This window comes from Sphingobium sp. FW305-3-2-15-F-TSA7 (assembly GCF_058787155.1).
In genome coordinates this window covers 93,492-114,533 of sequence record NZ_JBYSZM010000017.1, presented here as the reverse complement: position 1 = coordinate 114,533, position 21,042 = coordinate 93,492, and the positions used below count along the sequence as shown (strand labels likewise).

Below are 21,042 nucleotides of genomic sequence, written 5' to 3'. Positions count from 1 at the left end.
AACGGCACAGGTTGGGGTGACGACGGACCTTTCATATAGGTAAGCTATCAGATAGGTATTGCGCATAGGAAGAAGCCCGACATCGGATCGGCGCTTTCGCAGGGATGAGGATCGATGCGCTTCACCACTTTGCTTGCCACCGGCTGCGCCGCCGCCGCCTTCACGACCGTTCCGGCCATTGCGCAGGACGCGCCCGCCACCGAAGCGGGCGAGCAGGACATCATCGTCACCGCTCGCCAGCGCGAGGAATCGCTGAAGGACGTGCCGATCGCGGTGACCGCGCTCAGCGGCGACATGCTGAAGCAGCAGCAGATCAACACGGTGAAGGACATCGCCGCCTTTGCGCCCGGCCTGAACATCAACTCGGACTCGGTCGGCCGCGCCTTCGTTTCGATGCGCGGCATCGGCACCACGCTGATCGATACGGTGCAGCCCGGCGTCGGCATCTTCATCGACGGCATCTACCAGCCCAACACATCCTATCTGAACAGCCCGATCGTCGACGTCGCGCGGATCGAGGTGCTGCGCGGACCGCAGGGGACATTGTTCGGCAACAATACGCTGGGCGGCGCGATCAACGTCATCACGCGCCAGCCGGGCAACCAGTGGGAAGGGCGCATGGATGGTGCGCTCGCCGGATCGGACGATTATCGGTCGATCTCCGCCAGCGTCGGCGGGCCGATCGTCGAGGATGTCCTCCAGGTCCGCATCGGCGGCGCCTATCATCACCAGGACGGTTTCCAGGAGAATCTGCTGGCCGGCGGCAAGCAGAACCCGCTGACACAGAAGACCGTCAACGGCACCGTCCGGCTGAAGCCAGCCCAATGGGCGCAGTTCACGCTCAACGCCAATTACGATCGCGTCAGCGGCGGCAACACCCCCTATCTGAACGTCGCGGGCCCGACCGACTACACGCTCGACGGATCGACCAACCAGCTCAACCGCGCGACGATCACTTACAAGGGCGTCAATCTGAAGGGCGAGTTCGACGCGGACGCGATCAAGACCAGGATCACGATCGTCGGCGCCTATAATCGTCGCGACGTGGTGTCGGCGGGTGACGGCGATCACAGCCCGATCGACTTCCTGCGCACTTCCGGGCGTTCGAAGCTGATCACCAAGACCGGCGAGCTGCGCTTCGACACGCAGTGGAGCGATTCGATCTCGACGCTGATCGGCGTCTTCGCCAGCAAGTCGACGACCGACGCCTCGGGGATCAACACCATCGTGCCGCTCGGCCTATCCGCACCCAGCGCCGCCTTTAGCGAGAACAAGTCGCAGGCGGTGTTCGGCACGATCTTCGCCAAGCTGACCGATACGCTCGATCTCGCGGTCGGCGGCCGTTACGATCACCAGACGCTCGACGTCAGCACCGCCACGACCGCGCCGACCTATCGCGCCAGCGAGTTCCAGCCGCGCGTGACGCTTTCCAATCGCTGGTCGCCCGATTTCATGACCTATGCCTCGGTCGCGCGCGGCGTGCGCGGTGGCGGCCAGAACGGGCCGGGCGCCCCCAACCTGATCTATCGCGGCGACGATGTCTGGACCTATGAACTGGGCACGAAGCTGAGCAGCGCCGATCGCCGCTTCTCGCTCGACGCCGCGATCTTCTACAATGACTACAAGAATTTCATCGGGCAGAATTCGCTCGCACCCAACACCAGCGGCGTCGGTTTCGTTGCGATCAACCTCAACACCGGCACCGTCGAAAGCTATGGCGTCGAAGCGGAAGCGAGCTACCGCCTGACCGACAATTGGCGGCTGAGCGCGAGCGCGACGCTGCTGCATGCCCGGATCACCGACGACAGCCAGTATTTCGCGACGACGGGCTTCCATGTCTCGACCGATCGGATCATCTTCACGCCCGACTGGAACTTCAATATCGGCAGCAACTACACCGTGCCGCTGGGGGAGAATGCGTTGATCTTCGATGCCAATATCGTCGCCAAGGGCAGCCGGGTAGGGTCGTCGCTCGATCCCAATGTCGCGCCGCGCCTGTCGTCCTATCGTCTCGTCAACGGCTCGATCACCTTCCGCCTGGGCGACCATTTCGACATTGCCGGTTTCGCGACCAATTTGTTCAACGCGAAATATATCGAGAGCTATATCGACAGGTCCGTGCTGCTGCGCGCCGGCCTGCCCGCGCCGATCGCCCGGAATCTGGCGATCCAGGGCAGTCGCCGCCGCATCGGCGTGCGCGCCACGGCGCGGTTCTGATCATGACCGCACCGTTCGCCGTCGATCGCCGCAAGCCGTTGCCGGACGGCTTCCTTGCCCAGGTGCAGGCACTGGTGGGGGACCGCCTGCACTTGGGTGAGTCGATCCGTCTGCAGCATGGCAGCAGCGAAACCCATTTCGATCCGGTGCTGCCCGATGCGGTGGTGTTCGCGCGCTCGACCGAGGAAGTGGCCGAACTCGTCAAATTAAGCGTCGCCGCCGAAGTGCCGATCGTGGCGTTCGGTGCCGGCACCTCGCTGGAGGGCAATGTCACGCCGGTGCGCGGCGGTATCAGCCTCGACTTGAGCGAGATGAACGCGATCCTCGAAATCAATGCCGAGGATTTCGACTGCACCGTCCAGGCCGGCGTCCGGCGCGAACAGCTCAACGAGGATCTGCGCGACCAGGGGCTGTTCTTCCCGATCGATCCCGGCGCCAATGCGACGATCGGCGGCATGGCATCGACGCGCGCGTCGGGCACCAATGCGGTGCGCTACGGCACGATGCGCGAAGCGGTGCTGTCGCTGCGCGTGGTGATGCCCGACGGCCGCATCGTCCGCACCGCGCGCCGCGCGCGCAAATCGGCCGCGGGTTACGATCTCACTCGGCTGCTCATCGGTGCGGAGGGCACGCTGGGCATCATCACCGAAATCACCTTGCGCCTTTATGGCATACCAGAGGCGATCTCGGCTGCGGTCTGTCCGTTCGACACGCTGAAGGGCGCGGTCGACACCGTGGTCCAGGCGATCCAGCTCGGCGTGCCGATCGCGCGCATCGAGATCCTCGACGATATGCAGGTGAAGGCGTGCAACGCCTATTCGAAGCTCGATTATCCCGAACAGACGACCTTGCTGTTCGAATTTCACGGATCCGAACGCTCGGTGGCGGAACAGGTCGAAACGGTACGCGACCTCGCATCGGCGAATGGCGGCGGGGAGTTCCGCTGGTCGAACCTGCCCGAGGAGCGCTCGCGGCTGTGGAAGGCGCGGCACATGGCCTATTATGCGGCGCTCGGCCTGCGTCCCGGTTCGATCGGCTGGACCACCGACGTCTGCGTGCCGATCAGCCGGCTTGCCGAATGCATCGGTGAGACCAAGGCGGATCTGGAGGGGGCGTCGATGCCGGCCACCATCGTCGGCCATGTCGGCGACGGCAATTTCCACGTCGTCTTCGCGATCGATCCCGCGGCACCGCACGAGATGGCGGAAGTGGAGGCGATCAACCATCGCCTGATCGCGCGGGCACTGGCGATGGACGGCACCTGCACCGGCGAGCATGGCATCGGTCTCGGCAAGCGCGACGCGCTGGTCGATGAACTGGGCGACGCGGTCGATCTGATGCGAACGATCAAGCGCGCGCTCGATCCGAAGAACCTGTTCAATCCCGACAAGATCTTTGTTCTGGAGTGATTTCGAGGCAGGTGGAAGCACCTGCAGACTCGGAACCGCAGGTCAGCGAAGCTAAATCACGGCAACAAGGGAATCCAGAGCCGCTTCGGTTCAGCCTGAACCGGAGCGACTCTGGAAGGATAGGGTCTGGCGGATGATTTCGGATCGCGTATCGGATCATCCGACATGATCCGGTCCGATTGGAGCATCCGATGAACAGCCAGCATCTCGTCGATCCCGCGCTCAAGCCGCTGCTCAACCTGTTTCCGATGGTCATGCTGAGCGCGGAGACATTGCCGGCGATGCGGACACGCAAGTTGCCGCTGCCACAGGTCGACGAAAGCACCGCGACGCTGGAGCGCATTGCCGTGCCCGGCCCCGCCGGCGCACCGGATGTGATGCTGCACATCTACCGGCCCGCCGAAGCGTCTGCCGCGTTGCCGTGCATCTATCATATCCATGGCGGCGGCTATGTCGCCGGCGCGGCGAAGCAGATCGAATATGTCCATCGGCCGCTTGCCGCGGCACTCGGCTGCGCGATCGTCTCGGTCGATTACCGGCTGGCGCCCGAGACCGTGTTTCCGGGCGCGATCGAGGATTGCTATGCCGGGCTGGGCTGGACGATCGCGCATGCCGGCGATCTCGGCATCGATACTGCGCGGCTGGGCGTGATGGGCGAAAGCGCGGGCGGCGGCCTGGCCGCTGCGCTCGCCTTGTTGGCGCGCGATCGGGGCGAGCATCGCCTGGCGTTCCAGCATCTCATCTATCCGATGCTCGACGACCGCACCTGCGTGCATGCCGATCCGCATCCCTATGCCGGCGAATTCATCTGGCCCGCGCGCAACAACCGCTTCGGATGGTCGGCGCTGCTCGGCCACGATCCCGGCGTGGACGGGGTTTCGCCTTATGCGGCACCGGCGCGCGCGACCGATCTTTCCGGCTTGCCGCCGACCTTCATCAGCACGGGCGCGCTCGACCTCTTCGTCGAGGAGGATATCGAATATGCCCGCCGGCTGATGCGTGCGGGCGTGCCGACCGAACTGCATGTCTATCCCGGTGCCTTTCACGGCTTCGATCTGATGCCCGGCGCGGCGGTGGCGGAGACCGCGCGTCGCGACAGCCGTGCCGCGCTGGCACGTTTCCTCGCTACCGGGTCGTAAGGAAACCTATCTGATAGCTATTGCAAGACCTGTCTGATAGGTTTAGACGGCAACCATGTCCCACGACGGAGAGGGTGAAGTGGACGGCATGATGGAGCGCGTCGAGGTGTCGCACGAGATGATCACCCTGGTCGGAGCGGGGGGCGTCGGCGATCATGCATGGCCGGCCGATGCGATCGCGATCGACTTCGCGTTTGGCGGGCCCGGTGCTGCGCCCACCTTTCGCTATCATGCGCGGCCGGACCGCTGCGCGCTCGATACCGACGGCACCGCGCGGCTGATCCTGATCGTCTGCCCGGCCGCTTGCCGACGCGTTTTCGGCCGGCTGCCCGCGTGCGACGGCGGCGCCTATCACATGCCCGCACCGATCCGCGCGATCGCTCTGGCGCTGCGCGATTGTGCGCTGCCGATCGCCGTTCGCGACACCTATCGCCTGGCGAAGAGCATCGAATTGCTGTGCGAGACCTTCGGCCTGCTCGTCGAGCGACCCGAGGAACTGGTGCCGATGATCGGCGAGGGGCAGCTTTCGCAGGCGGACAGCCAGCGCATCATGGCGGCACGACGCCTGATCGACGAACGCTGGTCCGAAAAGCTGACGCTGGACGGCATCGCCCGTGCCTGCGGACTCAACCGCACCAAGCTGACGCGCGGCTTCCGCGAGATGTTCGACAGCACGGTCGCCGACGCGCTGGCCGAGCAGCGGCTGGGCGAGGCGTGCCGGATGCTGATGGCGACCGACCTGCCGGTCTCCTCGATCGGCTATCGCTGCGGCTATCTGAACAATGCCAGCTTCACTCGTGCCTTTGCGCGCCGCTTCGGCGTCGCCCCAACCCAATATCGTGCCTGCCGGGTGGCGGCATGAGCGGCGGGGCATCCGACGGCCGCTCGCTGGTACACCAGGCGGTGCAGGCGGTGCGCGACCATATCAAGGACAATGATCTGAAGGTGGGCGACACGCTGCCGGGCGAAGGCTATTTCGCCGAGGCGCTGGGCGTGAGTCGGGCGGTGATGCGTGAGGCATTCGGCGCGCTCGCCGCGCTCAGGCTGATCGACGTCGCCAATGGCCGGCGCGCGCGCGTCGGCGCGCTCGACGGATCGGTGATGGCGGCTTCGCTCGATCATGGCGTCGCGACCTCGCAGATCTCGATCACCGATATCTGGGACGTGCGCCGCACGCTCGAACTCCGCATCGCGGTGCTCGCCGCGACCGAGCGCACCGACGAGGAAGCCGCGCGGATCATCGCGCTGGCCGATGCGATGGTGGCGGCGGGCGACGATTTCGATCAGGTCACGCGCCACGATATCGCGCTGCACGAGGCGATTGCAGGGGCCAGCCACAATGCCCTGTTCCTTCAGATCGTCCGGTCCTTCGGCCCGATGATGACGATGGCGGTGCCCGCCGCTTGGCGGACGCGCGACACCCCCGAACTGCGCCGCAAGATGCTCGTCCACCATCGCATCATCGCGCAGGCGATCGCCGATCGCGATCCCGCCGCCGCGCGCGCCGCGATGGACACGCATTTCGACGCGTCGATCGATGATTTGCTGGAGAGTATCGATCAGTCGGCGGTGTAGACGGTCTTGACGCTGGTGTAGAATTCGACCGCCGCGAACCCCTGCTCGCGCGGGCCGTAGCTCGACTTGCGAGTGCCGCCGAAGGGCAGGTGGTAATCGACGCCCGCGGTCGGCAAATTGATCATCACCATGCCCGCGCGGACATGGCGGCGGAAATGCCGGGCATGTTTGAGCGAGGTGGTGACGATGCCCGAGGACAGGCCGAAGCTGCCGCGATTGGCGAGCGCCAGCGCATCCTCGTAATCCCTGGCGCGCACCGTCGAGACGACGGGGCCGAACACTTCCTCATTGTTGATCCGCATGTCGGGATCGGTGTCTGCGATCAATGTCGGCGCCATGTAATAGCCGGGCGTCTTCAGCGTCAGGGCTTCCCCGCCGGTGACGAGCCGGCCGCCTTCGCCCGTGGCGATGCCGACATAGCGCAGATTCTGCTCGAACTGGCTTTCGCTCGCCGCCGGGCCGACCTGCGTTTCGGGATCGAGCGCCGCGCCGACCCTGAGCGCCGCCGCGCGCTCGGCGAGCGCCGCCACGAAGCGATCATGGATCGCATCCTCGACGATCACGCGCGACGATGCGGTGCAGCGTTGCCCGGTCTGGAAGAAGCCGCCGTCGAGCGCGACCGCGACCGCGCGGTCGAGATCGGCATCGGCGAGCACGACCAGCGGGTTCTTTCCGCCCATCTCGAGCTGGACGCGCGCCTGGCGCGCGACGGCGCCCGCCGCCACCCTGGCGCCGACGCCCTGCGATCCGGTGAAGGAGATCAGATCGACATCCGCATGATCGACGATCGCCTGGCCGACTTCGCCGCGCCCGAGCACCAGGTTGAACACCCCCGGTGGGGCGCCGCATTCCTGGATGATCGCGGCCAGCGCATGGGCGGTCGCGGGCGTGACATTGGCTGGCTTGAGCACCACGGTGTTGCCGAATGCGAGCGCGGGCGCGGCCTTCCAGGCCGGAATCGCGATCGGGAAATTCCATGGCGTGATCAGCCCGCACACGCCCACCGCCTCGCGATAGGTCGCGGCGTCGACGCCAGGGCGTGTCGATTCCAGCGTATGGCCGTGACGACGCAGCGCCTCACCCGCGAAATATTTGAAGATGCGCGCGGCGCGCAGCACCTCGCCCAGCCCCTCGGCGCGAGTCTTGCCTTCCTCGCGTGACAGCAATTCGCCCAGTTCGGCGGCGCGCGCCATGATCATATTGCCGACCCGGTCGAGCAGATCGGAGCGGACCTCGGGAGAGGCGTGCGCCCAGTCGGGCTGCGCGGCCCGCGCCGCCGCCACCGCCGCATCGACCTCCGCGGTACCGCCGGAGGGAAAGCGGGCGACGATATCGTCGGTATCCGACGGGTTGATGCTGGTGAGCGGCGCGTCGGCGGAAACCGCCTGTCCGCCGATGATGTGGGGGAGCGTTTCGGTCATTGCCGATGACTATCCCGGCGCGGCGGCCGGGTCCATCGGCGAGCAGGCCGATTCCGGCAGAAACTTTACTGCTGGCGGGCGTCTCTAGGCGGTTGCAAAGCGCGGTGCGGGGGTCCAAGAAAAGCCATGCTTTCTCAACGGACCCGGTACACAATCCGCGCGCTTCAGCACCTTGCGGACCATTATGGGGAAGGTCCGATCCAGTTGACCGAGATCGCGACCGCGCAGAACATCCCTGCGAAGTTCCTCACCGTCATCCTGTCGGAGATGAGCCGGGCCGGGCTGGTCGCCACGCAGCGCGGCAAGGATGGCGGCTATTGGCTGGCACTGGCGCCCGTCGATGTCAGCTATGGCGATATTGTCCGCCTGACGCGCGGATCGCTGGCGCTGGTGCCGTGCGCAAGCCGTTACGCGCATGAGAAATGCAAAAATTGCCTGGAGGAAAGCGTTTGCCGGCTGCGTCAGTTGATGCTGCGCGTGCGCGACGAGACGGCCCAGGTGCTCGACCGGATCACGCTCGCGGACCCCGTACCGCTCGCCTGATCGCCTTGCCGCAGTTGTGCCCCAATTGAGCGAACTGCCCCTTGTCAACTTGATTGGTTGAATTAATTCTGGAGCCTAAGGACGGATTGCGATTCGGGTCAGGCTGAGTCGAGAAAGGCGTCTTTCGAGGACCGGAACGCAGCGTATTTTCAATATGTGAGCACCGGAAGCGGAGGAAGGCGCCGTTCGCAGGCCAGCATCACCCGAAGGGCGTTCCGTCCGGGACGATGCCCCCGCACCGTCCATTTCGGGTGGAGACGAGAATGGTCGACCATGATTTCGCCGGCCGGGGAAATACGCCCCTGGTCCTGACCGTTCCGGGTCTCAACGGCTCGGCGCCCGCGCATTGGCAGAGCATCTGGGAAGCGACGCGCGGCGATTGCGAACGCGTCGATCTCGGCATGTGGGGGGCGCCGCGTCGCAATCCCTGGGTCACGAAGCTCGATCACGCGATCAAGGGCGCACCTGCCCCCGTGGTGCTCGTCGCCCACAGCCTGGGTTGCCTGGCCGTGGCCTGGTGGGCGGCGCTGGAGGGGCAACCCTATGGCTGGCCGGTCGCCGGCGCGCTGCTCGTGGCGCCGCCCGATTGCGACCATGAGGGGCTCAGTCGCTCGGTCGGCGGCTTCGGGCCGGCGCCCAAGGTGAGCCTGCCTTTCCCCTCGATCGTCGTCGCCAGCCGCAACGACGAATATGCCTCGATCGATCGAGCGCACAACATGGCGAAATTCTGGGGCAGCCATTTCGTCGATGTCGGTGAACTCGGCCATATCAATGCCGATTCGGGCCTGGGCGCCTGGCTGTTCGGCCAGCGGCTGCTCGACCGGCTGATCGCCGCCGCCAACGAACGGGCCCGGCTGGCACCGGCGGACCGCTCCGCGGCCGGCCCCTGGTCGCTCTATCCACCGGCCGACGCGCCGCTCGGCAGCGCGGGCGACCCGCGGCGCTGAACCGACATCCAGGCGGTTGACTGTCCGCGCGCGCAATGGCAGGGCGCCCTCCTTGGTGCGCGGGTATAGCTCAATGGTAGAGCACTAGCCTTCCAAGCTTGTGATGCGGGTTCGATCCCCGCTACCCGCTCCAGACTTTTCGATCCCGTTGCCAGCGTATCGCCGAACAGCGATCGGGCGGCGGACGGTTCGTTCAGGCGCCATACTCCGCCCAGGCGCAATAAGGCTGATGGGGGAAGCGCTTGAGCCGCATGTTGTTCAGGCCGAGCACTTCATCCAGAGCCTTGGTTTCGCCGGGGAAATGGGGGCAGTTCAATTCATCGAAGACCAGGATTGATCCTTTGACCAGGCGCGGCAGGATCAGTTCCAATGCGGTCTTGGTGGGTTTGTAGATATCCATGTCGAAGATCGCCATCGCCACGATCGCGTGGGGATTGTCTTCGAGCCATCCGGGCAGCGTGGCGGTCACATCGCCCTTCACCAGTTCGAATTTCTGGATCTGGGGAATGGGGGAGAAACTCTCGTGCAGGCTGAGGATCTCGGTCAGTTCCGCCTCATAGCCACGCGATGTGGAATAGTCGCCTTCACTGGAAAAGCCGCCATCGGCCGCATCGACATCGACGAAACCGCTGAAAGTATCGAAGCCGTGAATGCGGCGGGAATGGTTATAGGGTTCGTGGATGCCGCGCAGATTGCACAGGGTCGCCATTGTGGCGCCCCAATGCACACCAAACTCGCAAATGACGCCGGGAACATCCAGGATCTTGCGGTAAAGCTGGTCCAGATAGAGAATGCGCGACAAAACCTGTCGCTTCATGAAGCTCAGGGAATGATGATTCCATTGCGGACCAAATCCCCCGGTCGCATAGCGATTGCGCGCGATGTCGTGGAGCTTTGCATCATTGTCGGATTCGGCGTCTCCGCGCTGCGTGAACTCACCGTCGATCTTTTTTAATTTCATGTCGGATTGCGATACCTGTTGCGTGATTACATCCGCCGTAGAGCGCTCGAGATCATGCGGCCATCGAAATATTCGGTGCAGATGAGTGCTTGCCGCACGCAGATCGTGAGGAAGTAACCCAAAACCCGAAACCTGTCCCCAAGATATCACCGCGACGTCCGGTTATCATCATCCCCAATGCCGTTGAATTGCAGGGGATTTCTTGTCCGGATTTGCCAAAAACGGACACCCCGGTTGGGCACGCAACAATCTGGGGAGCTTCCTATGAATCGCTATGGGCGCATATCGCTGGTGTCGTGCATGGTGCTGGCGGGGGGCTGGCTGGTCTTCACGCCGTCGACCGCCCAGCAGGCATCGGCACCGGTTGCCCGCTACGTCATGAGCGTCAGCACCGAGAGCGGCATGGCCGGCATGGCCGGCGGTGGCATGGGTGGGGCGATGAGCATGATGTTCGGCGGCGGCAATCGCGAATCCCATTCGATCCAGTTGCGGCTCGGATCGAGCCGGGCACCGACGCCGGCACCGGCCAAGGCCGATCACTTCCCGCCCGCCGGCGCCCGGATGGGCAATGTGCTGCCGCTGATCACGCCAACGCCCGGCACGCCCGAACCCGTCGGCGAATATGAACGACCCAAGGGGCGATTGCTGATCTATTGGGGATGCGGTGCCAAGGCCGGCCCGGGCCAGCCGGTGATCATCGATTTCGCCAAGCTGGCCGCGGGGCAGATGCCGCCCAATCTGTTTTCGACCCGGGTGCCCGTGGATCGCGGGCCGTCGCTGACCAACAGCAAGACCTTCGGCTGGTGGCCGAGCGGCAAGGGCGGCAAGCAGCCGGGCAAGGGATCCTCGCTGATCGGCGACCATCGCGTCGCGGGGAATTATTCGCCCGAAATCAATTTCACCCTGGCGCAGGATTATATGCCCGGCATCGCCGGCCGCGCCAGCGAGCAGAGCGGCGGCGCGACCAATCTGGGCTGGGGCTCGGTGACGGGCGCCACCGGCTATTATGCCTGGGCGTTCGGCGGGAAGGAGGATGCCGGGCGGGGCGGTGACCTGGTGTGGTGGACATCGTCGGCGACGCGCGAATTCGGCGGCGGGCTGTGGGACTGGCTGTCGCCGGAGACCGTTCGCAGGCTGATCGGCGAAAAGGTCGTGTTGCCGCCGACCCAGACAAGCTGCACCATTCCCGCCGAAGTGCGCGCGGCGGCGCCGCAATTCATGATGGCCAGCCTCTATGCCTATGGTCCCGAAGTGAATTTCTCCTATCCGCCGCGCCCGGCAAACCCCGCCACGCCCTGGAAACTCGAATGGACCAGCAAGGTGCGGTTCCGGTCGACGACCATGATGATGGTGGGCGGTCCCGATATGGGCGACATGTCCGCCATGGCCGATGACGAGGATGAGGCGCCGCGCGCGGGCAAGAAGAAATGCAAGAAAGGCGGGCTCGGCGGCCTGGGCGGAATGCTGTCCGGCGCGCTTGGCGGCAAGGGCTGCTGACGCGCGAAATTATTCGGTCCACACCTTGCGTCCTACCCTTCTTCGCAAGGGCGGGACGCGCAATCCAAAGCAAGGACATATCTAAGAAGAGTTGCGCACCTTGCCGGAATTATTGTGGCACTTTGTTGGATACATGTAGGAAATTCCCTGCAAACTCTCCTGTTGTTCAACTCAGGAGAACCACCATGGCAAACATCACAGACACGCAACTTGCCGCTTCCAACGGCGCCTCTCTGGTCGGCTTCAGCCCCTCTGGCTCGCCAAGCCAGGTGCGGACTGTCGAGGGCCGGTTGAGAGACACGGTGTCGGTCAAGGATTTTGGCGCATTGGGCGATGGTACCTTCCATGCCCTGTCGGCTTCCTTTGCATCGCTGGCGGCAGCGCAGGCCGCGTTCGGCCCGCATGTCACATCCCTGAGTCAATCCCGCGACTGGGCTGCGATCCAGGCGGCGATCAACGCGGTCGAAGCCGGTCGTGGAACGGTGTTCCTTCCGCGTGGGCGATATGTGCTCAGCAGCGGTGATTCGCTGAAGATTCCCAATTTCGTCACCCTGCGCGGGGATTCGCAAGCCGGCTCGATCATCGACAATCAGAATCATGCATTTGCCGGCGCGCTGGCGGTGAACAAGGATCCGGCGGGCTTTATCTTCGCGACCTTCGAGCATTTGAGCTTTCATGGCGGGACGGTCGGCCTGGACATCAGCGTCACGAATGAAGTGGCGGGTCTCATATTCAACAACGTCGGATTCCAGCTCCAGACCGACAAGAATCTGAGCTGCAACAAGCTGCTGCAGACGTCGAAATTCAGCCAATGTACGTTTGCCGGTGCCAGCTATGGCGTGAAGGTCGATGCCTGGACGACAAACGCCGTTGATTTCATTTCCTGCGATTTCACCAATCATGCATCCAGCCATGTCTATCTGCGGTCCGCCGAGGTCGTGAACTTCATCGGGTGTCGTTTCGAAGGCGGTGGTGTGACCGGTCAGAAGACAATCGATCTTACCGATGCCAGGAACGTCACGTTCAAGGGCTGCTACTTCGAAAGCACGCACGAATATCTGTTGGCGGAAAGCAGTTCGAGCAACTCGGTGAGCTTCGATGATTGCCACTTCACCGGCTGGAACAGCCCATCGGGCCTGGCGCCCTATCAGTTCCAGTCCGATGGTATCGTGCAGTTCGGGAGCAATAGCTGGTTCAAGGGAAGCGATGGTCCCGCGCGGATGATGATGACCGGCATGAACAATGATGCGCTGGGCCGCAACAACACGCTTTATTTTGCTCATTCGCGTGCGCGCAAGCATATCGTTTCACCATCTTCGGCCATTCCGGCTTCGCTTCAGAAGAACCTGGTGAAATTTACCAGAAGCGCCGCTTCCGGCGCCACGACGAACCTGCAGACGCTGACCGGAACCCTTGTGGTGAACGCCTTTTCTCTGGAAGCTGGCGGCTTTGGAAAAGCCTTTTCGAGAAAATATCTTGTGCGCCTCGAGGCGATCGGTTTCGCAACCATCGGCTGCCAGTTGGTGCAGGAAGCCGATGCGAGCACCGCGCCGGGCGCATCGATGACCGTGCAGAAGAAATCCGGTACGACTGCGGGTGAACTGATGCTGGAGGCAGTGTTTACCGGGCTTAATCCGGGGACCGCCATCACCTCGTCGCTGCAATGGAGTTTCGATTCCATCGGCGCCTCCACGACCGAGGATTTTTTCCAGGTGACCCTGGTCTGATCACCCCCGGGGACGGGAGCATAATCCCGTCCCCGGACGCATCGGCAAACATGTCACGGCATTTTGGGTCGGGGCGGCTGGTGGCCGACATAGCCGGTGAAGGTCTGGTGGAGGCGGGTGAGTTTTTCCAGCCGCTGCTCGACGCGCGCGCCGATCAGCTTGATGACGCCGTTCACCATCAGGTTCACCGCGCAGACCAGCGCGACGGGTGAGCTCCAGAACATTCCGGTCTGCGTCGGCACCGCGACGACATGGCGGGTGAAGCGCGGTGCCCAGTCGCAATAGATGTCGGTCAGCACGATCAGCGGGATACCGTGCTGGCTGGCCTGTTCGGCGATCAGATAGGATTGACGCGAATAGCGGCGGATATCGATGACGACGAGGCAGGTGTCGGTCTCTTCATAGGCGAAGACATCGGCATAATTGCCTGCGCTCAGATCGACCAGCCGGACACCGTCACGCATGAATTGCAGATGATTGGCCAATAGCATGGCAATGCCGCGCTCGGTCTGGAAGCCGGCGATATGGACGGTGCGCGACTGTGCGAGCAACGCGACCAGTGCCGCCCAACCCGGCGTCTCCGCCAGGCGATAGACAGCCATCAGCGCGTTCATCTCGCGCTGGCGGCTGCTTTCCAGGTCGCTCGGCTGGCCGGGCGCATCGACGAATTCGGCCAGGTCGGGGCCGATCAGCCAGGGAAAGGCATCGGATGTGCTGTCCTTGAGTTCGTTCTTGAGCGCCTTGAAATTACGATAGCCGAGCTGGCGGGAGAACCGGCCCACGGTGATCGCGCTGACCCCCACCCGATCGGCCAGCGACTCGGCCGTCTCGAAGGCGAGCGTCGCGTAATTGGCCAATATGTGCCGGGCCACCGCCCGTTCGGCCGATGTATAGCGCTCCAGCTCGGCCTGAAGGCGGCGCAGCAAAGGCACGTTGGGGATCGCCGGCGAAGCGGCGGGCGGATCGCTTGCCGACGTCGAAACCGCGCTTTTCCGGACTTCGTCATCTTCCATGGCATCTCTCCCTGCTGCTCGCGATTTCCTACCGCAAAAGATGTTAGTTTTCCAATGAAACTATCAATTGACAGAAAGGTGTCATGAGCCTTTTCTTGGCCTGCCTGGCGGGAAACCGGGCGGGAGGAGAGGTCGACGCTTCCTCCGCAATTCAGATCAACATTTCAGGGAGGGGGCGCAATGACGACGCTCTGGCAAGGCAATGACGCGTGCGCGGGACATGGACGTCCCGTGCGATTGACACGCTTGCTCACCGCGAGCGCGCTGGCCGTCCAGCTCGGGCTGCTCGCAAGCCCGGCATATGCGCAGGACGGCGGCGCGCAGAAGGATGGGGCGGAGAATGCCGAGCCCCAGACGACCGAAACCGGCGCGGACATCGTCGTCACCGGCGCCTATCGTTACCTGACCGAGGATACGAGCGGCACCACCGGCCTGCCGCTGCCGATTGAGGAAGTGCCGCAGGCGATCAGCCTGGTGAGCAAGGATTTCCTCAAGGCCGCCGACCTCAAAACCCTGGGCGAGATGGCACAATATGCGCCGGGCGCGCTGTTCGCGGGCAATCAGGAAGGGTTCGGCACGATCGTCAAGCTGCGCGGCTTCGCCGGCGGGGCGGCGTTCGACGGGCTGACCATCGGCTCGCTCATCTATGAGCCGGATTATGCGACGATCGAGCGCATGGAGATCGTCAAGGGGCCGGCCTCGGTGGTTTATGGCGCGGCCAGCCCCGGCGGCCTGATCAATCTCGTGTCGAAGGGCGCGCGGCCGGATACGCCCAATTATGTCGAACTGCTCGGCGGTTCATGGGGGCGCTGGCGGCTGGAAGGGCAGGTGGCGCACGCGCTCAATGCCTCCGGCTCGGTCCGCGCGATCGGCATTGCCGCGCATGAGCAGGCCGGCAGCTTCATGCGGCACGTCGATTCCCGCAAGACCGTGCTGTACGGCGGCATCGATGCCGATATCGCCGATGGCCTCACCGGCTATGTGCATGGCGGCTACGAACATTATCGCCGCACCGGTTTCGACGGCATCCCGACATTGGCGGACGGATCGCCGGCCCCGGTCGGGCGGTCCTTCTTCATCGGATCGAAGGATTTCGACCTCGTCACTTCGGTGAAGCGCATCAATGCCGGGCTCGACTGGGAAGTCTCTCCGGTCTGGTCGATCAGCCTGAAAGCCAATTATCTCAAGACCCATACGCGCGGCCCCGCCGCCTATGCCTATGGGCTGGAAGAGAATGGCGACTTCTCGTTCCAGATCCAGAATTTCCTGAAATTCCCGGTCGAAGATTTCAGCATCGGCGCGTCGACCATCTACAAGCTCGACGAACTCGGCATGTCCGACAGCTTCATCTCGGCGTCGGCGATCTATCAAAGCACCGCGTCCTTCACCCGCCAGAGCCTGCCGGAGGTCGATGGTAGCGGAACCGGACATGCGAACATCTTCGACGGTGTCGATGCGATCGACGCGATCATCGGCTCGGCAATCTTCCCCGGCACGATCTTCGAAGACAGACGGCGCCGCAAATTCCTCACCCTTTCCAGCCAGGCGGTGCTGAAGGTGGCGGAGCCGGTGACATTGCTCGCCGGCCTGTCCTATTCCAAACCCGATATCTCCACCCGCTCCGATGACGGGCCGTGGCGCGATTTCAGCGGCGACGGGCAATTGAGCTATCGCGCCGCGGTGACGGTGGAGCCGATCAAGGGGCTCAACATCTATGCTTCGTACAGCGAGTCCTTCCAGCCGCAGCTGACGATCGACATCAACGACAATGTGCTGCCGCCGCTCGCCGGCAAGCAATATGAGCTGGGCGTGAAATATGTCTCGCCCGATCGGCGCATCCTGCTCACCGGCGCGCTCTTCGATCTTCGACAGGCCAATCAGGGCGTCTACGACCAGCAGGGGCCCGACGGCTTCGATCGCTATCGCGCGCTGGGCGAAGTGCGCCATCGCGGGCTGGAGCTGGAAGCGATCGGGCGCGTGACCAAGTCCTGGCAGGTCAATGCCGGCCTGACCATTCTCGATCCCAAGATCAGCAAGGACGCCGATCCGACGGCGGTCGGCAAGACCATCACGTTCCTGCCCAAGACCAGCGCCAGCCTCTATACCAGCTATGATTTCGACGGCGGCCTGTTCGTCGGCGGCGGTATCCGCTTCGTCGACTCGGTCAAGACCGCCTTTGACGGCTCGACCCGCGACCTGCCGAGCTACACGCTCGTCGATGCCTCGATGGGCTATAATTTCGATCGCTGGCGATTGCAGCTCAACGTCAAGAACATCTTCGACAAACTCTATTACATCAACAATTATCAGACCTTGTTCTATGGCAATGTCGTGGGTGAGCCGCGTAGCGTCACCCTATCGTTGAGGGCGGGGTTCTGATGGTTCGTCGAACATCTCCGGCGGTTCTGGCCGCCGCCTCGATCCTCGCGTTCGCAGCGGTTCCGGGGACGGCGCAATCGCCGTCCGCCGGCGCCGTGCATGACATCGTCTATCTCGGTGCGCGGACGATCGATCCGGAAACCGGGCTCGATGGAATCCGCAACATCGCGGTCGATGGCGACAGGATCGTCGCCGTCACCGAAGCGCCGATCAAAGGGCGGCGCACCATCGATGCGCGCGGCCTGATGGCGGCGCCGGGCTTCATCGACCTGCATTCGCACGCCACCAACGACGAAACCGCCGCCTATGAAGCGAAGGACGGTGTCACCACCCGGCTCGAGCTGGAGATCGGCACCTATCCGGTCGCGAAATGGTACGATGCGAAACAGGGGCGCGAACGCATCAATTACGGCACCAGCGTCGGCCACACCGCCATCCGCTACTTCCTCCAGAAAGGCGGCGGTGCGGCGGGGCTCGCAGCACTCGGCGACGAAATGGCCGCCTTTACCGCGGCAGAGATCAACCAGCCTATTCCCGACGCCCAATATGCGCGCCTGGCGCCGTTGCTTGAGGAGGGGCTGCGCGACGGCGCGATCGGCGTCGGCAGCGGCACGCAATATGCGCCGGGCATCACGCACAAGGAAATGCTCGACGTCACCCGCGTCGCCGGAAAGACGAAGAGCTGCGTCTTCACCCATGTCCGCTACGGCAGCCTGGTTGAACCCGACAGCACGCTGGAATCGGTACAGGAAAGCATCGCCAACGCCGCGATCACCAAGGCCTGCGTCCATGTCGTCCATATCAACAGCATGGCGATGTCCGATGCGCCGCTGATGGTGCAGCTGATGCGCGCGGCGCGCGAGCGTGGCATCGACGTTTCGACCGAGACCTATCCCTGGGACGGTTCGGTCGACGCGATCCGCAGCGTGATCTTCGAACCCGGCTGGGAAAAGCGCTGGGGCGTCACCGTCGGCGATCTCCAGTCGCGCGTCACCGGCAAGCGACTGACCCAGGCCGAGTTCGACGCTTTGCGTTCGGGCACCGGCGACGATGGCGTGATCATGCATATGAACAGCGAAGCGACGATCGCGGCGCTGCTGCGCGATCCGCTGGTGCTGGTGGCAAGCGATGCCGGCAATGTCGAGGGGCCGAACAGCCATCCGCGTTCGGCGGGCACCTTCGCGCGTGTGCTTGGCCATTATGTGCGCGACACGCAGGTGCTGGGCTGGAGCGAGGCGATCCGCAAGATGGCGCTGATGCCGGCGCAAAGGCTGGAAAGCTTCGTACCCGCGATGCGGCGCAAGGGGCGGCTCCAGGCCGGCGCCGATGCGGATATCGTGCTGTTCGACCCCAGGACGGTGGGCACGAAGGCGACCTATGGCGACGCCGCACGCTATTCGGACGGCTTCCGCTATGTGATGGTGAACGGCGTGCTTGTCGTCGATGGCGGGAAACTGGTGGCCGACGCGCGGCCCGGCCGACCCGTTCGATCGGAGATCAGGCCATGAGCGGCGTGCCGATCGATCTGCCGCGCCCCTATCTGCTCTTCCTGGGCGATGCCGACGACACGACGTTCCTGAAGACCGGCCTGGGCTTGCGCGACTGGGCGCCGTCCTTGTGCGTCGCCGAATATAAATGCGCTGGTGCCCGCGCTTCGCTGGGCCTGCCCGTCATGCGAACCGACCAGGCCCATGCCGCCGGCGCGCGTGCGCTGGTGCTCGCCATGGCCTCGATCGGCGGGGGTATCCGCGAGGCGTGGATCCCCTGTATGCTCGAGGCACTGGAAGCGGGGCTCGACATCGTCAGCGGCGCGCATGACCGGCTGTCCGCCGATCCGCGCCTTCACGCCGCGGCCGCCCGGCTCGGCCGGCGCCTGATCGATATCCGCACGCCGCCGGCCGACCTGCCGATCGGCACGGGGCGCCCCCGATCGGGCAAGCGCCTGTTGACGATCGGCACCGATTGCGCGCTGGGCAAGAAATATACTGCCCTGTCGCTCGCCGCGGCATTTCGCGCGCGCGGGCTCGACACCGATTTCCGCGCAACCGGGCAGACCGGGATCATGATCGCGGGATCGGGCATCCCGATCGATGCCGTCATCAGCGATTTCGTCGCGGGCGCGGCGGAACTGCTCAGCCCCGCAGCCGACCCCGATCATTGGGACGTGATCGAGGGGCAGGGATCGATCTTCCATCCCTCCTATGCGGGCGTGTCATTGGGGCTGCTCCACGGCTCGCAACCCGACGTCCTGGTGCTCTGCCACGCTTATGGGCGGGACAATATCGTCGGCCTTTCCGACTATGCCTTGCCATCGATCGACGAAGCCGTCGCGCTTTCGCTGCGGCTGGCCCGGCTGACCAACCCCGCGGCGCGCTGTGCCGGCGTGTCGCTCAACACAGCGGGGCTTTCGGCCGAGGCCGCGGACGAGGCGATCGCATTCGGCCGCGCACAATGGGGTTTGCCCGTCGCCGATCCGATGCGGCCGGGCCCGGCATTTGAGGAGCTGGTGAACGCATGTCTGTCATGAAATCCCTGCTGGCCGCGCTCTCGCTTGCGCTGGGCCTCCTGTTCGTCGCGCCGATTGCCGGCGCACAGACCGAAACCGCGGCGATGCGCGCCGCGCTCGCCGATGTCCGCGCCATGGTCGAAGCGGCGCCGGGCAATACCGGCCTCGCGGTCGCGGTCACCAGCCGCGATCGGATGCTGATGGCGGCGACCCACGGCTATGCCGATATCGCGCGCCGCCAGCCGGTGACGGCGGAGACGCGCTTCGCGATCGGATCGATCTCCAAATCGTTCAACGCGATCGTGATGATGCAACTCGCCGATGAGGGGCGGTTCGACCCCGAAGCGCCGATCGCGCGTTACCTGCCCGATTTCCATCCGCGCTCGCGCTTTCCGGCGATCACCGGCCATGCGTTGATGACGCATACGGCGGGGTTGCCCAATTATCTCACCCATGTCGCGTCGATGCGTTTCGTGATCGCCGCGCTCAACGAATTCGAACCGCGCTACGCGCCGGGCGCGCATTTCTGGTACTCCAATTCGGGCTATCAACTGCTCGGCTATGCGGCGGAGAAGATCGACCAGCGGCCATATCCGCTGATCCTGCAGCAGCGCGTGTTCGATCGATTGGGCATGGCCGCAAGCGCGCCGCAGATCGACGGCCGGCTGCGCGGCCATATCGCAACCAGCTATGAGCGGACACCCGATGGCGGTTTTGTCGAGGCACCCTGGTTCGACTATCTCGCATCGGACGGCGCGATCGTCTCGACCGTTGGGGACATGAGCGCTTACGCCCGGATGCTGCTGGCGCGGGGCGACACGCCATCCGGTCGGCTGATCTCGGTCCGCGCCTTCGACCGCTTCGCGACGCCGGTCAGCGACGATTACGGCTATGGCGTCGATGTGCAGGACGGTGGGCGCATCATCGCGCATGGTGGTTCGATCGCGGGCTTCCGCGCCTATCTGTCGGCGCATCTGGCCGATGGTTTCGCGGTGGTCTTCCTCGCCAACGGCCCGCTCGACGGGGCGCTGCGCGATCGCGTCATCGCCCGCCTGGTTCGGGCCAGCGGCGGTACGCCCAAGCCCGCCGACGCGGCGCCCAAGCCGCGTATCGATGCGGCTGGTTTCGCCGGCCGGTTCGTGGGGCCGAAGGGAGAAAAGCTGAGCTTCGCGCCCGATGCCAGGGGCGGACTGACATTGAGCGAGGGCGGTGCCGCCTTGCCGCTCGCGCGCCTGGGCGGGCAGAGCTGGGGGCTGCATGTGACGCCCAGAGGGCCGCGCGCCTTCACATTCTTCCGCGACGACAAGGGCGCCGTGACCGATGTGGTGGAGGGCGTGACCGCTTATGTCAGCGAAAGGACAAAGGCGCCTGCCGAAGCGCCCGCCGCTTATCGTCCGCTCGTCGGCCATTATCGCATGCATGGCGAGGAAGGGCCCGATGTGCGCATTCTCGTCCGCAACGGCCAATTGATGATGGCCTATGCCGATGGCGACGCCACGCCGCTCGATCCCGATGGCGAGCGTTTCCGCATGGCCAGCCCGGCGCATGCGCCCGAATGGCTGGCGTTCGATACGCTGATCGACGGCCAGGCGCAGCGGCTGTTGCTGACCGGCGTGCCGGCCTATCGGATCGACCTGCCGTGAAATGCGGTGCGGCACGGTCATGGTGTTTCCGACCATGGCCGTTGCTCGCGCTGGCGCTAGCTGTC

The 21,042-nt window shown here is 64.5% G+C and carries 16 protein-coding genes and 1 tRNA gene; 14 read left to right on the top strand and 3 right to left on the bottom strand.

What is annotated here, in order from left to right; genetic code table 11:
• Window positions 1-114 precede the first annotated feature (114 nt).
• The 5 genes from AC3WN8_RS15205 (at window position 115) to AC3WN8_RS15185 (ending at window position 6,340) form a co-directional block, all read left to right on the top strand.
• A complete protein-coding gene (locus AC3WN8_RS15205; protein ID WP_492670292.1) occupies window positions 115-2,217 on the top strand; it encodes a TonB-dependent receptor in 2,103 nt (700 codons plus the stop codon).
• Window positions 2,218-2,219: 2 nt separating this feature from the next.
• Window positions 2,220-3,626, top strand: coding sequence for an FAD-binding oxidoreductase (locus AC3WN8_RS15200; protein ID WP_492670291.1), 1,407 nt, complete (start codon window positions 2,220-2,222; stop codon window positions 3,624-3,626).
• 191 nt (window positions 3,627-3,817) lie between these two features.
• Complete coding sequence (locus AC3WN8_RS15195; protein WP_492670290.1) at window positions 3,818-4,765, top strand: alpha/beta hydrolase; 948 nt, start codon at window positions 3,818-3,820, stop codon at window positions 4,763-4,765.
• 55 nt (window positions 4,766-4,820) lie between these two features.
• On the top strand, window positions 4,821-5,627 hold the full coding sequence (locus tag AC3WN8_RS15190; RefSeq protein ID WP_492670289.1) for a helix-turn-helix domain-containing protein: 807 nt from the start codon (window positions 4,821-4,823) through the stop codon (window positions 5,625-5,627).
• Window positions 5,624-6,340 carry a FadR/GntR family transcriptional regulator gene (locus AC3WN8_RS15185; protein ID WP_492670288.1) on the top strand — a complete coding sequence of 239 codons (717 nt, stop codon included), beginning with the start codon at window positions 5,624-5,626 and terminating at the stop codon, window positions 6,338-6,340. The genes AC3WN8_RS15190 and AC3WN8_RS15185 overlap by 4 nt, the downstream gene beginning before the upstream one ends.
• Here the strand turns inward: AC3WN8_RS15185 and AC3WN8_RS15180 are convergent.
• The gene (locus AC3WN8_RS15180) at window positions 6,325-7,761 is read right to left on the bottom strand and encodes an aldehyde dehydrogenase family protein (RefSeq protein ID WP_492670287.1); all 1,437 of its coding nucleotides are present in this window, start codon (window positions 7,759-7,761) and stop codon (window positions 6,325-6,327) included. The genes AC3WN8_RS15185 and AC3WN8_RS15180 overlap by 16 nt on opposite strands.
• Window positions 7,762-7,887: 126 nt before the next feature.
• Between AC3WN8_RS15180 and AC3WN8_RS15175 the strand changes: the two genes are divergently transcribed.
• From AC3WN8_RS15175 to AC3WN8_RS15165, 3 genes are all read left to right on the top strand, one after another.
• Window positions 7,888-8,304, top strand: a complete 417-nt coding sequence (locus AC3WN8_RS15175; protein WP_492670286.1) for an RrF2 family transcriptional regulator — start codon at window positions 7,888-7,890, stop codon at window positions 8,302-8,304.
• 263 nt (window positions 8,305-8,567) lie between these two features.
• Entirely contained in the window at window positions 8,568-9,251 is a 684-nt protein-coding gene (locus AC3WN8_RS15170) for an RBBP9/YdeN family alpha/beta hydrolase (RefSeq protein ID WP_492670285.1), read from the top strand.
• A gap of 59 nt (window positions 9,252-9,310) precedes the next feature.
• Window positions 9,311-9,384 (top strand) — tRNA-Gly (locus AC3WN8_RS15165).
• Window positions 9,385-9,444: 60 nt separating this feature from the next.
• On the opposite strand, the gene AC3WN8_RS15160 is transcribed toward AC3WN8_RS15165, so the two are convergent.
• Window positions 9,445-10,362, bottom strand: a complete 918-nt coding sequence (locus AC3WN8_RS15160; protein WP_492670284.1) for a class I SAM-dependent methyltransferase — start codon at window positions 10,360-10,362, stop codon at window positions 9,445-9,447.
• A 114-nt stretch (window positions 10,363-10,476) separates the two neighbouring features.
• Between AC3WN8_RS15160 and AC3WN8_RS15155 the strand changes: the two genes are divergently transcribed.
• Window positions 10,477-11,709 carry a hypothetical protein gene (locus tag AC3WN8_RS15155; protein ID WP_492670283.1) on the top strand — a complete coding sequence of 411 codons (1,233 nt, stop codon included), beginning with the start codon at window positions 10,477-10,479 and terminating at the stop codon, window positions 11,707-11,709.
• 185 nt (window positions 11,710-11,894) lie between these two features.
• Complete coding sequence (locus AC3WN8_RS15150) at window positions 11,895-13,436, top strand: right-handed parallel beta-helix repeat-containing protein (protein ID WP_492670282.1); 1,542 nt, start codon at window positions 11,895-11,897, stop codon at window positions 13,434-13,436.
• Window positions 13,437-13,489: 53 nt separating this feature from the next.
• Here AC3WN8_RS15150 and AC3WN8_RS15145 read toward each other — a convergent pair whose 3' ends face one another.
• Window positions 13,490-14,449 carry a MurR/RpiR family transcriptional regulator gene (locus AC3WN8_RS15145; RefSeq protein ID WP_492670281.1) on the bottom strand — a complete coding sequence of 320 codons (960 nt, stop codon included), beginning with the start codon at window positions 14,447-14,449 and terminating at the stop codon, window positions 13,490-13,492.
• Window positions 14,450-14,629: 180 nt separating this feature from the next.
• Here AC3WN8_RS15145 and AC3WN8_RS15140 point away from each other — a divergent pair, with 180 nt between their 5' ends.
• Genes AC3WN8_RS15140 through AC3WN8_RS15125 form a run of 4 tightly spaced genes read left to right on the top strand, consistent with a single transcriptional unit; the run spans window position 14,630 to window position 20,977 of the window.
• Window positions 14,630-16,828 (top strand): TonB-dependent siderophore receptor, encoded by a 2,199-nt coding sequence (locus AC3WN8_RS15140; protein ID WP_492670280.1) that lies wholly within the window; start codon window positions 14,630-14,632, stop codon window positions 16,826-16,828.
• Complete coding sequence (locus AC3WN8_RS15135; protein ID WP_492670279.1) at window positions 16,828-18,336, top strand: amidohydrolase family protein; 1,509 nt, start codon at window positions 16,828-16,830, stop codon at window positions 18,334-18,336. Before AC3WN8_RS15140 ends, AC3WN8_RS15135 begins: the two co-directional genes overlap by 1 nt.
• Window positions 18,333-19,355, top strand: a complete 1,023-nt coding sequence (locus AC3WN8_RS15130) for an N-acetyltransferase DgcN family protein (RefSeq protein WP_492670278.1) — start codon at window positions 18,333-18,335, stop codon at window positions 19,353-19,355. The genes AC3WN8_RS15135 and AC3WN8_RS15130 overlap by 4 nt, the downstream gene beginning before the upstream one ends.
• On the top strand, window positions 19,343-20,977 hold the full coding sequence (locus AC3WN8_RS15125) for a serine hydrolase domain-containing protein (protein ID WP_492670277.1): 1,635 nt from the start codon (window positions 19,343-19,345) through the stop codon (window positions 20,975-20,977). Before AC3WN8_RS15130 ends, AC3WN8_RS15125 begins: the two co-directional genes overlap by 13 nt.
• Window positions 20,978-21,042: the final 65 nt, after the last annotated feature.

Excerpts from the sequence above, each read along its gene's own strand:
- AC3WN8_RS15205 (WP_492670292.1), top strand. The coding sequence starts at position 115 with ATGCGCTTCACCACTTTGCTTGCCACCGGCTGCGCCGCCGCCGCCTTC.
- AC3WN8_RS15200 (WP_492670291.1), top strand. The coding sequence starts at position 2,220 with ATGACCGCACCGTTCGCCGTCGATCGCCGCAAGCCGTTGCCGGACGGC.
- AC3WN8_RS15195 (WP_492670290.1), top strand. The coding sequence starts at position 3,818 with ATGAACAGCCAGCATCTCGTCGATCCCGCGCTCAAGCCGCTGCTCAAC.
- AC3WN8_RS15190 (WP_492670289.1), top strand. The coding sequence starts at position 4,821 with ATGTCCCACGACGGAGAGGGTGAAGTGGACGGCATGATGGAGCGCGTC.
- AC3WN8_RS15185 (WP_492670288.1), top strand. The coding sequence starts at position 5,624 with ATGAGCGGCGGGGCATCCGACGGCCGCTCGCTGGTACACCAGGCGGTG.
- AC3WN8_RS15180 (WP_492670287.1), bottom strand. The coding sequence starts at position 7,761 with ATGACCGAAACGCTCCCCCACATCATCGGCGGACAGGCGGTTTCCGCC.
- AC3WN8_RS15175 (WP_492670286.1), top strand. The coding sequence starts at position 7,888 with ATGCTTTCTCAACGGACCCGGTACACAATCCGCGCGCTTCAGCACCTT.
- AC3WN8_RS15170 (WP_492670285.1), top strand. The coding sequence starts at position 8,568 with ATGGTCGACCATGATTTCGCCGGCCGGGGAAATACGCCCCTGGTCCTG.
- AC3WN8_RS15155 (WP_492670283.1), top strand. The coding sequence starts at position 10,477 with ATGAATCGCTATGGGCGCATATCGCTGGTGTCGTGCATGGTGCTGGCG.
- AC3WN8_RS15150 (WP_492670282.1), top strand. The coding sequence starts at position 11,895 with ATGGCAAACATCACAGACACGCAACTTGCCGCTTCCAACGGCGCCTCT.
- AC3WN8_RS15145 (WP_492670281.1), bottom strand. The coding sequence starts at position 14,449 with ATGGAAGATGACGAAGTCCGGAAAAGCGCGGTTTCGACGTCGGCAAGC.
- AC3WN8_RS15140 (WP_492670280.1), top strand. The coding sequence starts at position 14,630 with ATGACGACGCTCTGGCAAGGCAATGACGCGTGCGCGGGACATGGACGT.
- AC3WN8_RS15135 (WP_492670279.1), top strand. The coding sequence starts at position 16,828 with ATGGTTCGTCGAACATCTCCGGCGGTTCTGGCCGCCGCCTCGATCCTC.
- AC3WN8_RS15130 (WP_492670278.1), top strand. The coding sequence starts at position 18,333 with ATGAGCGGCGTGCCGATCGATCTGCCGCGCCCCTATCTGCTCTTCCTG.
- AC3WN8_RS15125 (WP_492670277.1), top strand. The coding sequence starts at position 19,343 with ATGTCTGTCATGAAATCCCTGCTGGCCGCGCTCTCGCTTGCGCTGGGC.